Raw genomic sequence first — 15,987 nt, forward strand, 5'->3', positions numbered from 1 at the left:
AGCCCGGCCACCGGGGCTCAGCTCTTGACGGCCTCGGCCAGCGCGAGCACCCGCCGCGCGTTGTCGACGTGCAGGTTTTCGATCATCCGACCGTCCACAGTGACCACGCCGCTGCCGGCCTTCTCGAACGCCTCGATGATCCGCCGCGACCGGTCGATCTCCTCTTCGGACGGCGCGAAGATCCGGTTGCACGGCTCGACCTGGCCGGGGTGGATGAGCGTCTTGCCGTCGAAGCCGTACTGGCGGCCCTGGACGCACTCCGCTTCGAACCCGGAAAGGTCCTTCACGTCGTTGTAGACGCCGTCGAGGATCACCTTGCCGGTCGCGCGCGCGGCCAGCAGGCACAGCGAAAGCCCGCCCAGCAGCGGGCCGCGGCCCGGGACGAACTCCGCGTGGAGCTCCTTGGCGAGGTCGTTCGTGCCCATCACCAGCACGGTCAGCCGCTCGGACGCCGCCGCGATCTCCTCGGCGTGCAGCATCGCGACCGGCGTCTCGACCATCGCCCAGATCTTCGTGTGGTCCGGGGCGCCGCCCAGCTCCAGCGCACGCTCGATGTTGTGCACCTCGGCCGCCGAGTTCACCTTCGGCATGACCACCGCGGCCGGTCCGGCGGACGCCGCCGCGCGCAGGTCGGCGTCGTGCCACTCGGTGTCGAGGCCGTTGACGCGGATGGTCACCTCGCGGTCGCCGTAGTCGCCCGAAGACGCGGCGGCGCAGACGCGTTCGCGGGCGGCCTCCTTGGCGTCCGGCGCGACGGCGTCCTCGAGGTCGAGGATCAGCGCGTCGGCCGGGATGGTCTTGGCCTTCTCCAGCGCGCGCTCGTTGGCGCCGGGCATGTAGAGCACAGAGCGTCTCGGCTTCGGCTCGGTCATCCGAGGACCTCCTTGGTGGCGGCGTCGTACGCGCTCGCGAGCTCGGGGTCGTCCGCCGCGAGGGCGTCGGCCAGTTCGGCGACCACGCGGCACTGCTTCACCGACGCGTCGTCCTGCATCTTCCCGTCGATCATCACCGCGCCGGTGCCGTCGCCCATCTCGGCGATCACCTTGCGCGCCCAGGCCACATCGGACGGCGAAGGCGAGAACACCTTCTTCGCGATGTCGATCTGCACGGGGTGCAGGCTCCACGCGCCCACACAACCCAGCAGGAACGCGTTCCGGAACTGGTCCTCGCACGCGACGACGTCGCGGATGTCCCCGAACGGCCCGTAGTACGGCAGGATCCCGTGCATCGCACAGGCGTCGACCATCCGCGCCACCGTGTAGTGCCAGAGGTCCTGCTGGTAGGTCGTCCGGCCTTCGGTCAGGTCGTCGCCGGCCGGGTCGGTCCGCACCAGGTAACCGGGGTGGCCGCCGCCGACGCGGGTGGTCTTCATCCGGCGGCTCGCGGCCAGGTCGGCCGGGCCGAGGGAGATGCCCTGCATCCGCGGGCTCGCGCCGGCGATCTCCTCCACATTGGCCACGCCGCTCGCCGTCTCGAGGATCGCGTGCACCAGCAACGGCTTCGTCAGGCCGGCGCGCGCTTCGAGCTGGGCCAGCAGCCGGTCGACGTAGTGGATGTCCGGCGCGCCCTCGACCTTCGGCACCATGATCACGTCGAGCTTGTCGCCGATCTCGGTGACGAGCGTCACCAGGTCGTCGAGCACCCACGGCGAGTCCAGGCTGTTGACCCGGGTCCACAGCTGCGTCTTCCCGAAGTCGTTCGCCTTGGCGATGGCGACGAGCCCGGCGCGCGCGGCCTCCTTGCGGTCGGCGCGCACGGCGTCCTCGAGGTTTCCCAGGAGGACATCGACTTTCTTGGCGATGTCCGGCGCCTTGGCCGCCATCTTCTCGTTGCTCGGGTCGAAGAAGTGGATCATCCGGGACGGCGTCACCGGGATCTCCCGCACGGGGGCGGGCGCGCCCAGGGCGAGCGGGGCGAAGAAGTCCTTCGGGGAGCGCATCGGTCCTCCACGGCGACGACTAAGTGACTGGTCGGTAACTTTAGTCGCGGGCGCGCGTGAGCGCTGCGGTGCAGCTCACCGCCATGTGGGTGACGGCGGACAACCGCAGCTCAGCGGCCTGCGTCCACTGTGGATTCTTCCCGGGTTGCGCCGAACGGGCTAGTCGGACCGGAGTGATCCACAAGTCCGGATTCGCGCCCTGGGTAATCGTTCGCGGGCGGACCGTAGTGCCACTCACCCCGCGATCACTCGGTTGGCCGCACCGTTCGACCGAAGTCCCATGACCGCCTACCGACCGGTCATCGACCGCTGGCCGCCGCCGATCGCAGCCACTCGCGCTACCCGGCGACGCCGCGCCGCCGCGCTGTTAGACAAGTGAGGTGCCGGTTTTCCCCGGTCACGAAGCAGTGCAGGTTTGAAGGAGGCGGACTCGTGGCGGCTACACCTCAGAACACCGAGCGCTCGACGGTCGCCGGTGGCGCGAAGCGCAGCCGGTCGATGCCGAGCCGAGTGGTGCCGCCGATCGAGCTCCCCGCGAGCGTCGACGAACTCGCCCGCACCGCCGCCGCCCAGCTGGGCTGGAACGGCGTCGTCCTCCCCGAGATCACGATCCTGGGCCGCAAGGTCTGCGTCGTCGCCAAGCTTCGCACCGACGTGCACGCCGAGCGCATCGCGATGGGTGCCGGCCCGGTGGCCGATCGGGCCACTGTCGACACCTGGACCTGGCCGGAGCTGGCCGGAACCGCCCCCGCCCCGGCCGCCGAGATCATCGGCGTCCTGGCCGTCGCGCGCCACTGGCGCACCGCGATGGCCTCCGCGGTTCCGTTCGCCCGCTACGGCGAGGCCGCGATGGTGCTGCCGTCGCCGGCCGTGCTGACCGAGGACTACGTCGGCAACTGCCTGCCGCGGGCCCGCGCGTACGGCCTCGCGATCGTCTCGGCCGACCCGAACGCGGTCGTCGACCTCGACCTCGAGGGCCGCACCGAGCGCGTCGTGCTGGCGGAGGACCCGGTTTCCCGGCTGGTGAACGAGGTCGTCTACGACCACCTGCTGCGCACCGCCGAAGTCCCCGCCGAGCTCGACTGACGGCCTTGATCGATCCCCATTAGGGTCGGTGGCATGCGAGTCGTCATTGCTGGTGGACACGGTCAGATCGCGTTGCGGCTCGAGCGGCTGCTCGCCGCGCGCGGTGACGAAGGGGTCGGGATCATCCGGAATCCCGCCCACACGGCGGACCTCGAAGCCGCCGGCGCCCAAGCCGTCGTGCTCGACCTGGAAAGCTCCGATGTGGACACCGTCGCCGAGGCGCTGAAGGGCGCCGACGCTGCGGTATTCGCAGCGGGCGCCGGGCCGGGCAGCGGATCCGCGCGCAAGGACACTGTGGACCGTGGCGCCGCGGCCCTGTTCGCCGACGCCGCCGTGCAGGCCGGCGTGCGGCGCCACATCCAGGTCGGCTCCATGGGTGCCGACAACCCGGAGAACCCCGACGCCACCGAGGACTTCCGCGTCTACCTGCGCGCCAAGCGCGCGGCCGAGGACGACCTCAAGGCCCGCGACCTCGACTGGACGATCCTGCGGCCCGGCGCGCTGACCGACGACCCCGGCACCGGCCAGGTCCTGCTGGCCGACAAGACCGGCCGCGGCCCGATCCCGCGTGACGACGTCGCCGCGGTGCTCCTCGCGCTGCTCGACACCCCCGCGTCCGCGCGCCGGACACTGGAACTGATCTCCGGCGAGACGGCGATCGACACGGCGATCTCGGCGCTGTGAACGAGGCATCGAGGGAAATCGCCGTCTTCAGCGGAAGCGCGCACCCGGAGCTGGCCGAAGAGATCTGCAGCAACCTCGGCGTGCCGCTGCGGCCCGTCGAGATCCAGCGCTTCGCGAACGACTGCCTCGAGGTCCAGCTGCAGGCGAACTGCCGCGAGCGGGACGTCTTCATCATCCAGCCGCTGGTGAAGCCGGTGCAGGAACACCTCGTCGAGCTGCTGCTGATGCTCGACGCCGCCCGCGGCGCGTCGGCGTCCCGGATCACCGCGGTGATGCCGCACTACTCGTACGCGCGCTCGGACAAGAAGGACGCGCCGCGCATCTCGATCGGCGGCCGCCTGGTCGCCGACCTGCTGGTGACGGCCGGCGCGAGCCGCGTGCTCGCGATGACGCTGCACTCGCCGCAGGTGCACGGCTTCTTCAGCGTCCCGGTCGACCACCTGCACGCGCTGCAGGAGCTGGCCAAGCACTTCCGGCAGTACGACCTCTCGCGCACCACCGTCGTCTCGCCCGACCTGGGCAACGCGAAGGAGGCGTCGCACTTCGCGCGGCTCCTCGGCGTCCAGGTCGCGGCCGGCGCGAAGGAGCGGTTCCCCGACGACCGCGTCCAGATCACCTCGGTGATCGGCGAGGTCACCGGCCGCGACGTGATCGTGCTCGACGACGAGATCGCCAAGGGCAGCACGGTCCTCGAGCTGCTCGACAGGCTGGCCGAGCTGAAGCCGCGGTCGATCCGCGTCGCCTGCACGCACGGCCTGTTCGCGGCGAAGGCCATCGAGCGCATCGGCGACCGGCCGGAGGTGCTGGAGATCGTCTGCACCAACACCGTCCCGGTGCCCGAAGAGGAACGCACCGAGAAGCTGAAGATCCTCTCGATCGCGCCGGCCCTGGCCGAGGCGATCCGCCGGATCCACAACGGCGAATCGGTGTCGGCGCTCTTCTAGCTTCTAGCCGACGGGCCCGAGCACCCGGTCCAGGTACGTGTTGGTGAAGACGCCGCTCGGGTCGGTTTCCTTGCGCACACGCAGGAAGTCGTCGAAGTGCGGGTAGCGCGAGCGGAGGACGCCGGCGTCGAGGTCGTGCATCTTGCCCCAGTGCGGGCGGCCGCCGACCGCGCCGGCGATCTTCTCGAACGCGCTGAAGTACTCGCGGTACGGCATGCCGGTGAACTGGTGGATCGCGATGTAGGCCGAGTCGCGGCCCTGCGCGGTCGAGAGCCAGATGTCATCGGCGGCCGCGACGCGGACCTCGACCGGGAACATCACCGGGTCCTTCAGCTTGGGCACCAGGGCACGCAGCTCGGCGAGGACGTCGTGCAGTGATTCACGTGGAACCGCGTACTCGGTCTCGGTGAACCGGACGTTCCGGGCGGTGACGAAGACGCGGTGCGAGAGGTCGCTGTACTCGCGCGCCGAGAGCATGTTCGACGCGAAGCTGTTGAGCGACGGCACGAGCCGCGGCATCAGCCGGCCCGTCCGGCAGAGGCCGCCGAACGCGACGTTCTCCATGACCTGGTAGTCGACGAACTCGCGGACCCTGCTCAACGGCTCGGCCGTCTCGCACCGGTTGTTGCGCTTGACCAGCGCACTCTTGCCGTAGGGGAACCAGTAGAACTCGAAGTGCTCGTTGTTCGCGGCGGAGTCGTCGAAGCCTTCGAGGACCTGCTCCAGCGGCTCCGGCCGTTCCTGCGCGCGCAGCACGAACGACGGCTCGCACTGCAGGGTCACGGTGGTGATCACGCCGAGCGCGCCGAGGCCGACGCGGGCCGCGGCGAAGAGGTCGGGGCGCTCGCCGGCCGAGCAGGTGACGACCGAGCCGTCCGCCAGGACCAGTTCGAGGGCGACGATCTGGGTGGCGATGCCGCCGAGACGGGCGCCGGTGCCGTGCGTGCCGGTGGAGATCGCGCCGGCGATGGTCTGCGCGTCGATGTCGCCGAGGTTGGTCATGGCCAGCCCGAGTGTGTCGAGCGCGGCGTTGAGCTGCTTGATCGTGGTGCCCGCGCGGACGGTGACGTGGCCGGTTTCGAGGTCGGCGCGCTCGATGCCGGTCCAGCCGCGCAGGTCGAGCGCGTCGGAGTCGGCGACGGCGATCGCGGTGAACGAGTGGCCGCTGCCCCAGGCGCGCACGGTCCGGCCGGCCGCGGCGATGCTCGCGACGGTTGCCGCGATCTCCGCCGCGCTCCGCGGCTGGTGAACGTGCTGTGGCGAGGCGGACGCCGTGCCCGCCCAGTTGGTCCACCGGGTCATGTGCGCCCCCTCCATCGGTCGAATGTCCGAGACAGTAAGTGAATAGTATTCGCGTTTCAAGCTTTGTTGTCGTACTTTAGACCTCGTGACCAGTGCGACGGTGTACGACTTGGCGACCAAGGACCTCGATCCACCCTTGGCCGTCGTCGACTTGGCTGCCTTCGACGCGAACGCCGACGACCTCCACCGGCGCGCGGGCGGCAAGCCCATTCGCGTCGTGAGCAAGTCGGTCCGCTGCCGGGCGTTGTTGGAGCGCGTGCTCGCGATGCCGGGCTTCGAAGGCCTGATGTGCTACTCGCTGGCCGAGGCCATCTGGCACGTCGAGCAGGGCACGACCGACGACGTCGTCGTCGCCTACCCGACGGCCGACCACGACGCCCTCCGCCGCCTGGCCGCGTCAGAGCGTGCCCGCGCGGCGATCACGATCATGGTCGACTCGCCCGAGCACCTGGACCTGGTGGACGCCGCTCTCGGCCACGGCCACCCGGAAATCCGCGTCTGCCTCGAACTGGACGCGTCGTGGCGCCCGGTCCCAGGGCTCCACGTCGGCACCCGGCGGTCCCCGATCTTCACGCCGAAGCAGGCCTCGACGTTCGCCCGCCAGATCGTGGCGCGCGCCGGCTTCCGGCTGGTCGGCGTCATGGCGTACGAAGGCCAGATCGCCGGCCTGGGCGACGCGGCCGGTCGTCGCGCGAACCAGCTGGTGGTCGGCTGGATGCAACGCCGTTCGGCGGCCGAACTGGCCCGCCGCCGCGGCGCGGTGGTCCGCGCGGTCCGCGAGGTGGCGGACCTGGAGTTCGTCAACGGCGGCGGCACCGGCAGCATCGAGTCGACGGGCGCGGACGCCGTGGTCACGGAGATCGCCGCGGGCTCGGGCCTGATCGGCCCGACGCTGTTCGACGCGTACACCCGTTTCCACCCCCGCCCGGCGGCGCTCTTCGCGCTCCCGGTGGTCCGCCGCCCCACACGCAAGATCGCCACCCTGTACTCCGGCGGCTACATCGCCTCGGGCCCCACGGGCCCATCACGCCAGCCGAAGCCGTACCTCCCGACGGGCCTGAAGTTCCTCGGCTTCGAAGGCGCGGGAGAGGTCCAGACCCCGGTGACAGGCCGAGCCGCCCGAACCCTGCAACTGGGCGACCGGGTATGGCTGCGCCACGCGAAGGCGGGGGAGCTGGCGGAGCGCTTCACGCACTACCACCTGGTACTGGGTGACCGGGTGGAGCGCACGGTCCCGACGTACCGGGGCGAGCACCAGAACTTCGGCTGACCAACGCCGCTCCGACGCGGGCCCGGCGCCCCGGGTACCGCGTCCGTGCGGCCGAACACTGATTTCGGCCCCGTCCTCGGTTTTGTCCCCAACCCCGGACGGGCGAATCCTGCTCGCAGCTCGCCCGGCGAGCATCCGGATCAACGCGGCGCACCGCGTCAGCTCCGCGGCTCCGCCAGCCGATCGCCGGTCCGGCGCACTCGCGACCAGAGGCCGACAAGACTCGATCGCCGATCAAGACCCCCGCAGGCCCGGAAACAGCCGCAGTACCTGCTTCCACCAGCGCCCCCGCCCGGAAAGCATCCCCCGCCACTCCCAAGGGGGGCGTCCCCACGTCCAGTCTATCGACGCCCCCGGACGAACCCCGCCGAAAGCGGGCAAGGCCCCAGGGTTGTCCACAACTGGGGAAGCCTGTGGACAACTTCTGTGGACAGCTAGGACTTCTCCCCGAACCGCGCCGCCAAGTAGCCCTTCACCACGTACTTCGCCTCGGCCACGAACTTCTCGTCGCCGCTCGGTTCCTTGCGGAAGGCCAGCTTCAGGAGTGCGTCCGCGACCTCGTTGGCGATCGTGATCGCGAAGCGGAGGTCCTCCACCGGGCGGTCGACCTGGGAGGCCAGGAGGTCCGTCAGGGAGTCCACGATCACCGCGTTGTTGTCGCGGGTCTCGTCCAGCAGCTGGCGGTCGATGATGTCGCCGAAGTGGACCTTCGAAAAGCCGGGCACCGAGCGGTGCATCTCCAGGTAGATGTCGAGGATCGAGTCGACGACGTCCCACCAGTGTTCCGGGCCGAGCTGGTTGAGGCGCTCGTTGACCGCGCCGACGAACCGTTCGAGGTTCCGGGCGGTAAGCGCTTGCACGACCGCGCGCTTGTCGGGGAAGAACTGGTACAGCGAACCGACGGCGACCCCTGCTCGTTTGGCTATCAGGGTGGTCGTCAGGGCGTCGTAGCCGAGCTCGTCGATCAGCGCCGCGCTCGCGTCGAGCATCTGCTCGACCCGTTTCGCGCTGCGTTGCTGGACCGGCTGCCGGCGTAGGGGGGTCGCTTCTGCCGGCACCTTCGCGGCCTGGATGTCGGACACGGCACTCCTCCTCGTCTGATCTGGGACTTTATCGCGCCGACGGGCTTCCCCACGGACGAGTGAAGACCTAGTATATGAGAACTTTTCATGTTCACCCGTACGGGTGGCCTGACGAAGGGGTCAGCAGCCGGTGCAGAACCCGAACTTCCCGCCAGACTTCCTTTGGGGTGTTTCGACCTCGGCGTTCCAGATCGAAGGCGCCACCACCGAAGGCGGGCGCGGTCCGTCCATCTGGGACACGTTCACCGCGACGGAAGGCAAGATCGCTCGCGGTGAAGAGGCAAACGTAGCCGCCGACCACTACCACCGCTACCCCGAAGACATCGCGCTGATGGCGGAACTCGGCGTCGGCGCCTACCGGATGTCCATCGCCTGGCCCCGAATCCAGCCCGACGGGAAAGGCGCGCCGAACGCCGAGGGTCTCGGGTTCTACGACAAGCTCATCGACGCCGTGTGCGAGGCCGGCATCGCGCCCGCGGTCACGCTCTACCACTGGGACACCCCGCAGGCCGTCGAAGACGAAGGCGGCTGGCTCGCCCGGGGGACCGCTGGGCGCTTCGCCGAGTACGCCCACATCCTCGGCGAACGTTTCGCCGATCGGGTGAAGCTGTGGATCCCGTTGAACGAGCCGATGGTGATGTCCATCTTCGGTTACGCGATCGGCGAGTACGCACCCGGAAAGACCCTCCTGCTCGACGCCATCCCGACCGCGCACCACCAGAACCTCGCGCACGGCCTCGCCGTCCAGGCGCTGCGCGCGGCCGGCGCCACGAACATCGGCACGGCCAACAACCACTCGCCGATCTGGCCGGTCGAAGACAGTCTGGAGGACGACGCGGCCGCGGTGTGGCTCGACGCGCTGCTCAACCGGCTCTTCGCGGATCCCGTTCTGCTCGGCACCTACCCCGGGCAGCTCCACGAGCACCTGCCGGCCGGGTTCGCCGACGACCTGCCGACGATCGCTCAGCCGCTCGACTTCTACGGCGTCAACTACTACGAGCCCCAGGGCGTCGCGAAGCCCAGCCCGGGCAACCCGCTGCCGTTCGACCTCCGCCCGATCGAGGGCTACCCGATGACGACCAACGACTCGCCGATCGTCCCGCACGCCCTGCGTGAGCTGCTGCTGGACTTCCACCGGCGCTACCGCGACAAGCTGCCGCCCATTCAGATCACCGAGAACGGCTGCAGCTTCGCCGACGTCGTCGCCGAGGACGGCGGCGTGCACGACCCCGAGCGGATCGACTTCCTGCACAGCCACCTCGTCGGGGTGCGCGAGGCGATGGACGCCGGAGTCGACGTCCGGGGGTACTTCTGCTGGTCCTTGATGGACAATTTCGAGTGGTCCAAGGGCTACGCGCCGCGCTTCGGCCTGGTGCACGTCGACTACGAGACCCTCCGGCGCACGCCGAAGGACTCGTTCCACTGGTACCGGAAGCTGGTGCGGGATGAGCAGTGAGACGACCGAGGCCACGGGCCTGCCCGAAGCCCTCGCCGAGCCCGTCGTGCGGGTGCGGCCCGGCTGGATGAGCCTGCTGTTCTTCGCGAACATCGCGCTCTGGCTGGGGATCTACGCGCCCATCCAGGTGCTGCTGCCGCAGCAGGCGGAGCTGCTCGACCAGGTGAACAAGGAGTTCGTGCTCGGCATCGTGATGGGTGCCGGCGCGATCGTGGCCCTGATCGTCAACCCGGCGGTCGGGCTGCTGTCGGACCGGACGTGCTCGCGCTTCGGCCGCCGCCACCCGTGGACGGTCGTCGGTGCGGTTGTCGCCGCGGTGGGCCTGCTGGTGCTGGGGTTCGCGCCGGACGTCGCGCTGCTGATCGCCGGCTGGTGCCTGGTGCAGGCCGGGCTCAACGGCATGCTCGCCACCCTGATGTCCGCCATCGCCGACCGGGTGCCGGTCGGGCAGCGCGCGCAGGTCGGCGGGCTGGTCGGCATCGCGCAGATGCTCGGCACGGTGCTGGGCGCGGTGGTGGTCGTCGTGATGCTCGGCATCGCCGGGATCCCGCTGGCCTACGCGGTCTGCGCGGGGATCGTCCTGGCCGGGGCCGCGTTCTTCGTGCTCCGGACGCCGGACGCGCGGCTGCCGGTCGAGCACCGCCCGTCGTCGGCGGCCGGTGAGGTGCTGCGCAACCTCTGGGTCTCGCCGCGGCGGCACCCGGACTTCGCGTGGGCCTGGTCGTGCCACTTCATGATCAACCTCGGCAACGCGTTCGGGACGCTCTACTTGCTGTTCTTCCTCAAGGACGCGGTGCACTACCCGGACCCCGACACGGGCCTGTTGATCATGATGGGGCTCTACGGCGTGGCGCTCGTGATCGGGGCCGTGCTCGCCGGGCACTTCTCCGACAAGTCCGGACGGCGTAAGCCGTACGTCCTTGCGGCCTCCGGTGTGATGGCGTTGGCCGCTTTGCTGCTGGTGATCTGGCAGAGCTGGCCGGTCGCGCTCGCCGCGTCGCCGCTGCTGGGCGTCGGTTTCGGTGCGTACATGGCCGTCGCGCTGGCGATGCTGACGCAGGTGCTGCCGACGGCGCAGGACCGCGCGAAGGACCTGGGTGTCATCAACATCGCGAACTCGCTGCCGCAGGTGGTCGCCCCGCTGCTGACGCCGCTGGTGCTCGCGTACCTCGGCGGCTATGCGGGGCTCTTCGCCGCTTCGGCCGTCGCGACGCTGCTGGCCGCGGTGCTGGTCCTGCGGGTGAAGGCGGTCCGTTAGCGACCGGACGCAGACGTGGAACCGCGGGCCGGTGCCGGTCGGGGGAGGGGAGTGCAACGGCACCGGCCCGCGGAATTCGGGGCCGCACGTGTGGGGCGGGCGCGCTGCGGACCAACTCCATGATCACGCTGCGCTTGATGATCAATCTAGCGGGCGATTACCGCCCGGGCTAGGGCTAACGCGTATTTTTTTCGATTAATCGCGATGGGGACCGGGAGGTTGACCGGGGACTGGTTCGCGCTGCTCGGGGGTGCGGGCGAAACAGTCCCCGGCCAAGGCGAGAGCGGGCGCGGTTCCGATGGGGCGATCGGTCGGCCGCGCTCCCGGACCGGGGTGGATCAGGCGGTGAGCGCGCGGCGCGGGTTCACCAGGGCGTGCCGCCCGGTGGTCTCGGCCGCGGACGGAGCGGGCACCGGACGGCCCTGCGTCGGCACCGGGCTCGTGCGCCGGCCCGTCAGACCGCGGGCCGTCGAGGCCTGCTGCGGGGCGAGGCCGCCGGCCACCAGGTGCTCGTGCGCGACCTGCCAGACCGAGCACGGCGCCTTGCAGCGGTGCCACCGGGTCGAGCAGGTGGGGCAGTCGCCGCGCTCGTCGGGCTCGTGCATCTTCAGCATCGCGCGCCACGCCTCCGTGAGGCGGGGGAGTTCGGAGCGCGCGACCGAGACGAGCGACTGGGCGTCGGCGCGGTTCGCCAGGTCGGTCAGCATGTCGAGGCGCTCCCAGACCGCATTGCGGAGGACCTGCCCGAGTACCTGATCCATGATCAGCTCACCGTTACCTTTCCGCCATCTTGGCGGCTTCGTTGAGCGCGGCGCGCAGCTGTCCGAGCTGGCCGGACGTCAACCGCGCGGTCTCGCCGGGGGGCGAGACCAGTACCACCTGGTTGTCCTCGACGAAGACCGTCACCGCGCGTTCGCGCTCGATGAGGTCTCCGCACTGCACCCGCCACACGAGCTGACCGCCTTCGTAGTGGCGGACGGCCGCGGTGCGGGGGTCCACCGCGGCGGCGGGGGTGACCGGACGGACAGGGGAGATGGGAGAGACCGCCGGCCGCACGGCACGAGTGGCCGTACCGACATGTCCCCCTGCGAACGAGTCCACGAACTCCACGCCCTTCTCCGCTCTGTCGTCCTCTTCGAAACTGCCTTCTGCGGCATCGCTTCGTCTTCGCGTTGTCACAGCGCTGCGGTTTTCGTAGCTCTCCGTGATCGCAACCGGTGTCCGGGCGGTGACGGAGATCTGACAACTACAGTGAGGTGAAACCGGGTGCGATAGAAGGTCGAAATGGCGTCATAGCGGTGACCGGACTCGGTTCCACGGTAAGCGGTCAACGGACTTCGCCCGGACCGATCAGGGCGCAGTTCGCCTGGTTCACAAGGTTCGGCAGCTTTGCTTACGCTGATTCACAGACGCCCGACCGGACAGTGGAGGGGGCGCGATGGACGCCAGTAACGGTGGCAGTGCCGATGCCCGGCAGAGCCACGCCGTTCCCGCTGACGCGTGGGAGCAGCCCGAGATGAGAGCTGCGCTCGCCGCCCGTGAGATCAGCGCCGTCTACCGGCTCCTTCGCAAGCACGGTGTCTCGCAGCGCCAGATCGCCGCGATGACCGGCCAGTCCCAGTCCGAGGTGTCGGAGATCCTCAAGGGTCGCCAGGTCATGGCCTACGACGTCCTCACCAGGATCGCCGACGGCCTGGGTGTCCCGCGTGGATACATGGGCCTCGCCTACGACGAGGCCACGGCGATACGCGTCGTCGGCTCCGCCGACGGCCAGCAGGCTGAGGAGGACGAGTCCGTGAAGCGACGGAGGTTCCTCGCGCACGCCGCCCAGGTCACGATGGGTGCGGCGGTGTTCGGTCCGGAATCGGGCACGTGGTCGGCGGGACCGGCGCGAACGCCCGCTCCCGGGCGCATCGGGATGACCGACGTGCGCCAGGTGGAAGCCGCGACGCGCGCGCTGCGCGCCCTGGACTACCAGTACGGCGGCGGGTTCTGCCGCGACGCCGTCGTGGCGCAGCTGTCCTGGGGCCAGCAGATGCTGGAGTCCAACGGCACCGACCTGGTCAAGAACCGGCTCTACGTGGCGCTCGCCGACCTGCACTCGCTGGCCGGCTGGACGTCGTTCGACACCGGGCTGATGGACTCCGCCCGCGGCCACTTCGCGAACGCGCTGGACCTGGCCAAGCAGGGCGAGAACCACCCGCTGGTGGCCAACGTGCTCTACCGCATGGGCCGCGTCTACCTGCACCAGGACGCCCCGAACGACGCGCTGAAGCTGTTCCAGCTCGGCCAGATCGCCGCCCAGGAATCGGGCTCCGAGCTGGCGGTCTCCGTGCTCTGCGCGAACGAGGCCTGGGCCTACGCGATGATGGGCAACGAGGAGCAGGCGGTGAAGCTGCTCGGCCGGAGCAAGGACGAGTTCGAGCGCGCCAACCTGGCCGAAGCCGAGTCGTGGGTGAAGTTCTTCACCGAGACCGACGTCTACGCCATGGTCGGTACCGTCCACACGGTCCTCGCGCAGAAGAACGCCGAGCACACCAAGTTCGCGATCCCCGCGCTGACCAGGGCCGTCGACTCCTACGACGACGAGATGGCCCGCTCCAAGACGTTCATGCTGAGCGCGCTGGCCACGAACCACCTGCTGGACGGCGACCTCGACCACGGCTCCAAGGTCGGCGGCAAGGCCATCGACTGCGCCGAGGGCATCAAGTCCGAGCGCGTGAAGGACCGGATGCGGCCCCTGCAGGAAGAGGCCGAGCGCCGCCGCAACAACGCCGACGCCCGTGACCTCGCCGATCGCCTCCACGCTTTCTACGCCGCGTAACGCCGGAACCGTCTTGGACGGACGGTTCACCCCGGAGAAGCTGCGCGGCGTGCTGGCGGAGACCTGCGCGCTGCTCGGCCTCGACCCCACCGGCGCGCGGCTGCTGCGGTTCACCAACAACGCGGTGTACGCGCTGGTCACGGCCCCCGTCGTGGTTCGGATCGTCGGCTCGACCCGGCTTCGGCACCGCGTCGGGACCGTGGTCACCGTCGCCCGCCACTTCGAAGAGCACGGCGTCCCGGCAATCCGGCTGCTCGGCGGCGTCGAGCAGCCGATGGCGGTCGGCGAGCACCTCGTGACCGTGTGGCACCAGGTGTCGAGCATCGGCCGGCCGGCGTCCCCGGCCGACCTGGCTCGCCTGCTGAGCCAGGTGCACGCCCTCCCCGCGCCCGACGGCCTCGCCGGGTGGGCGCCGTTCGCCGCCGTGCGGGCCCGGGTGTCCGACGCCGAGGAGATCAGCGCCGCCGACCGCGCGTTCCTGCTGGACCGCTGCGCCGAGCTCGAGGCCGCGCTGGCCGGCCTGGAGTTCCCGCTGCCCCGGGGCCTGGTCCACGGCGACGCGTACCCCGGCAACGTCATCCCGGGCCCGGACGGGCCGGTGCTCTGCGACTTCGACTCCTCGTGCGTCGGCCCGCCGGAATGGGACCTGACGCCGCTCGCCGTCGGCCGTGAGCGGTTCGGGGACCCGCCGGTGCAGTACCGGACGTTCGCCGCGGCCTACGGCTTCGACGTGACGTCCTGGCCCGGTTTCGCCGTGCTGCGGGGGATCCGCGAACTGAAGCTGACGACCAGCGTGCTGCCCATCCTGCGCAGCCGGCCCCAGGTGCGGCCGGAGCTCTTCCGCCGGTTGGACGATCTCCGGCACGGCCGGACGGACGTCCGGTGGACGCGTTACCGCTGAGCGGACGCTGTCACATCATGTGACCGGCGCCACACCCTGCACGTGCATTCGACGACCGCGGATGACCGTTCGTCGCTTACGGAATGTCGTCTGCTCACGGTAGAAAGTTCTGCCCGACCGGTCACCTCCAATGGATGCCCAGTCATTCCAATGCGCAAGTTGCAGCTACACGCCGTGACTCCGCATCGGTTCTACCTGCATTGGCACGCGTTCAAGACGCGACGACCGGTGCGCGCGTGAGCACGACGGCGAAGCCGAACGCCAATCCCATGACGGTCAGCTCGAGCGTCGCCCACGAGGCGAGCGCCGTCCGGTTGTGCCGGACGATCTGGGGCATCAGCCGCCAGCGGACGTTCGCGCCGAGCAGCGCGATCACCCCGGTGCAGGCGAGCTTGAGGATGAGCAGCTGCCCGTACGGCGTCGTGAAGATCGCCGCCCAGAACCCGATGGTCGGGTTGAGCGAGATCTCGATGAGGCCGTTGAACAGGCCGGTCGCCGCCGAGATGATCAGGCAGAGCGTCGCCAGCTTCGAGAACCGGGGCATCGCGTGCGCCAGCAGCGTCCGGTTCGCGACGAGCAGCACGGCCATCGCGCCGAGGCCGCCGGTCCAGGCGACGGCGCTCATGACGTGCAGCTCCATCGAGATCATCGTGTAGTCGTGGTAGCTCCAGTTCGACGCGTGCCCGGTGACCGGCAGCGGCAGCAGCGCGAACAGGCCGAGCCCGACGCGGACCTCGGCGGGGATCTTCTCGCCGTAGCGCAGGGCGAGCGCGCCGATCCCGGCGTGCGCCAGGGCCAGCACGGCGACGATGACGAGCGCCTTCCCGGCGCCGACGTTCGCGATGTAGCCGCCGATGTCGGACGCCGTGAGCGTCGAGGTGCCCGGTTTGTACTCCGCGGTCTGCAGGATCAGCGTGACGACGGCGGTCGTGGCCCAGACGAGCGCGGCCGCGACGCCGGCCGGGCGGGCCAGCCGCATGATCGGCTCGGTGAGCTTCGGCCGGTCGTACCCGACGAGCACCGACAGCAGCGCGAGCCCGATCGTCGTGACCGCGGACAGGTCGAGCAGCACGCGGACGATCGGGATGCCGGCCGAGACCACCGCGCTGGGTTCCACCACGCCGGGGACCGGGGTGCTGGCGGTGAGCGCGACGCCGATGAGGGCGCCGAGCAGCCCCGCCGTCACCATGCAGAGCAGCGTGACGTAGCGGGGCTTGGTGGTGGTCTCGGCCTGAGTCATC

The 15,987-nt window shown here is 70.2% G+C and carries 15 protein-coding genes; 8 read left to right on the top strand and 7 right to left on the bottom strand.

The genetic code is table 11. The features are described 5' to 3' along the window. Nucleotides 1–17: 17 nt before the first annotated feature. Together MUY22_RS12660 and MUY22_RS12665 are read right to left on the bottom strand one after the other, a co-directional pair. Nucleotides 18–872 (bottom strand): CoA ester lyase, encoded by an 855-nt coding sequence (locus MUY22_RS12660; RefSeq protein WP_247059733.1) that lies wholly within the window; start codon nt 870–872, stop codon nt 18–20. After that, complete coding sequence (locus tag MUY22_RS12665; protein WP_247059734.1) at nt 869–1,939, bottom strand: CoA ester lyase; 1,071 nt, start codon at nt 1,937–1,939, stop codon at nt 869–871. Before MUY22_RS12665 ends, MUY22_RS12660 begins: the two co-directional genes overlap by 4 nt. A gap of 432 nt (nt 1,940–2,371) precedes the next feature. Here MUY22_RS12665 and MUY22_RS12670 point away from each other — a divergent pair, with 432 nt between their 5' ends. The 3 genes from MUY22_RS12670 to MUY22_RS12680 are packed head-to-tail and all read left to right on the top strand — an operon-like array spanning nt 2,372 to nt 4,653. After that, on the top strand, nt 2,372–3,025 hold the full coding sequence (locus MUY22_RS12670) for a hypothetical protein (RefSeq protein ID WP_247059735.1): 654 nt from the start codon (nt 2,372–2,374) through the stop codon (nt 3,023–3,025). A 33-nt stretch (nt 3,026–3,058) separates the two neighbouring features. Continuing rightward, nucleotides 3,059–3,709 (top strand): SDR family oxidoreductase, encoded by a 651-nt coding sequence (locus MUY22_RS12675; RefSeq protein ID WP_247059736.1) that lies wholly within the window; start codon nt 3,059–3,061, stop codon nt 3,707–3,709. Next, the gene (locus MUY22_RS12680; protein ID WP_247059737.1) at nt 3,706–4,653 is read left to right on the top strand and encodes a ribose-phosphate pyrophosphokinase; all 948 of its coding nucleotides are present in this window, start codon (nt 3,706–3,708) and stop codon (nt 4,651–4,653) included. Before MUY22_RS12675 ends, MUY22_RS12680 begins: the two co-directional genes overlap by 4 nt. 3 nt (nt 4,654–4,656) lie before the next feature. Here MUY22_RS12680 and MUY22_RS12685 read toward each other — a convergent pair whose 3' ends face one another. Continuing rightward, a complete protein-coding gene (locus MUY22_RS12685; protein ID WP_247059738.1) occupies nt 4,657–5,955 on the bottom strand; it encodes a D-arabinono-1,4-lactone oxidase in 1,299 nt (432 codons plus the stop codon). A gap of 85 nt (nt 5,956–6,040) precedes the next feature. On the opposite strand from MUY22_RS12685, the gene MUY22_RS12690 reads away from it, so the two are divergent. Beyond that, a complete protein-coding gene (locus MUY22_RS12690) occupies nt 6,041–7,225 on the top strand; it encodes an amino acid deaminase/aldolase (RefSeq protein WP_247059739.1) in 1,185 nt (394 codons plus the stop codon). 434 nt (nt 7,226–7,659) lie between these two features. On the opposite strand, the gene MUY22_RS12695 is transcribed toward MUY22_RS12690, so the two are convergent. After that, nucleotides 7,660–8,307: a TetR/AcrR family transcriptional regulator gene (locus MUY22_RS12695; RefSeq protein WP_247059740.1), complete on the bottom strand. Its 648-nt coding sequence runs from the start codon at nt 8,305–8,307 to the stop codon at nt 7,660–7,662. A gap of 130 nt (nt 8,308–8,437) precedes the next feature. Here MUY22_RS12695 and MUY22_RS12700 point away from each other — a divergent pair, with 130 nt between their 5' ends. Both MUY22_RS12700 and MUY22_RS12705 read left to right on the top strand, forming a co-directional pair. Continuing rightward, nucleotides 8,438–9,763: a GH1 family beta-glucosidase gene (locus tag MUY22_RS12700; RefSeq protein WP_247059741.1), complete on the top strand. Its 1,326-nt coding sequence runs from the start codon at nt 8,438–8,440 to the stop codon at nt 9,761–9,763. Continuing rightward, a complete protein-coding gene (locus MUY22_RS12705) occupies nt 9,753–11,021 on the top strand; it encodes an MFS transporter (protein ID WP_247059743.1) in 1,269 nt (422 codons plus the stop codon). Before MUY22_RS12700 ends, MUY22_RS12705 begins: the two co-directional genes overlap by 11 nt. Before the next feature lie 338 nt (nt 11,022–11,359). On the opposite strand, the gene MUY22_RS12710 is transcribed toward MUY22_RS12705, so the two are convergent. Together MUY22_RS12710 and MUY22_RS12715 are read right to left on the bottom strand one after the other, a co-directional pair. Beyond that, nucleotides 11,360–11,782 carry a hypothetical protein gene (locus MUY22_RS12710; protein WP_247059745.1) on the bottom strand — a complete coding sequence of 141 codons (423 nt, stop codon included), beginning with the start codon at nt 11,780–11,782 and terminating at the stop codon, nt 11,360–11,362. Nucleotides 11,783–11,795: 13 nt separating this feature from the next. Then, on the bottom strand, nt 11,796–12,131 hold the full coding sequence (locus MUY22_RS12715; RefSeq protein ID WP_247059747.1) for a hypothetical protein: 336 nt from the start codon (nt 12,129–12,131) through the stop codon (nt 11,796–11,798). Between the two features lie 328 nt (nt 12,132–12,459). Here MUY22_RS12715 and MUY22_RS12720 point away from each other — a divergent pair, with 328 nt between their 5' ends. Beyond that, nucleotides 12,460–13,845 (top strand): helix-turn-helix transcriptional regulator, encoded by a 1,386-nt coding sequence (locus tag MUY22_RS12720; protein ID WP_247059750.1) that lies wholly within the window; start codon nt 12,460–12,462, stop codon nt 13,843–13,845. Between the two features lie 13 nt (nt 13,846–13,858). After that, on the top strand, nt 13,859–14,746 hold the full coding sequence (locus MUY22_RS12725) for a phosphotransferase family protein (protein WP_247059752.1): 888 nt from the start codon (nt 13,859–13,861) through the stop codon (nt 14,744–14,746). 211 nt (nt 14,747–14,957) lie between these two features. On the opposite strand, the gene MUY22_RS12730 is transcribed toward MUY22_RS12725, so the two are convergent. Beyond that, entirely contained in the window at nt 14,958–15,986 is a 1,029-nt protein-coding gene (locus MUY22_RS12730) for a copper resistance D family protein (RefSeq protein ID WP_247059753.1), read from the bottom strand. Between the last annotated feature and the right edge of the window lies 1 nt (nt 15,987).

Source organism: Amycolatopsis sp. WQ 127309 (assembly GCF_023023025.1).
Classification (GTDB): domain Bacteria; phylum Actinomycetota; class Actinomycetes; order Mycobacteriales; family Pseudonocardiaceae; genus Amycolatopsis.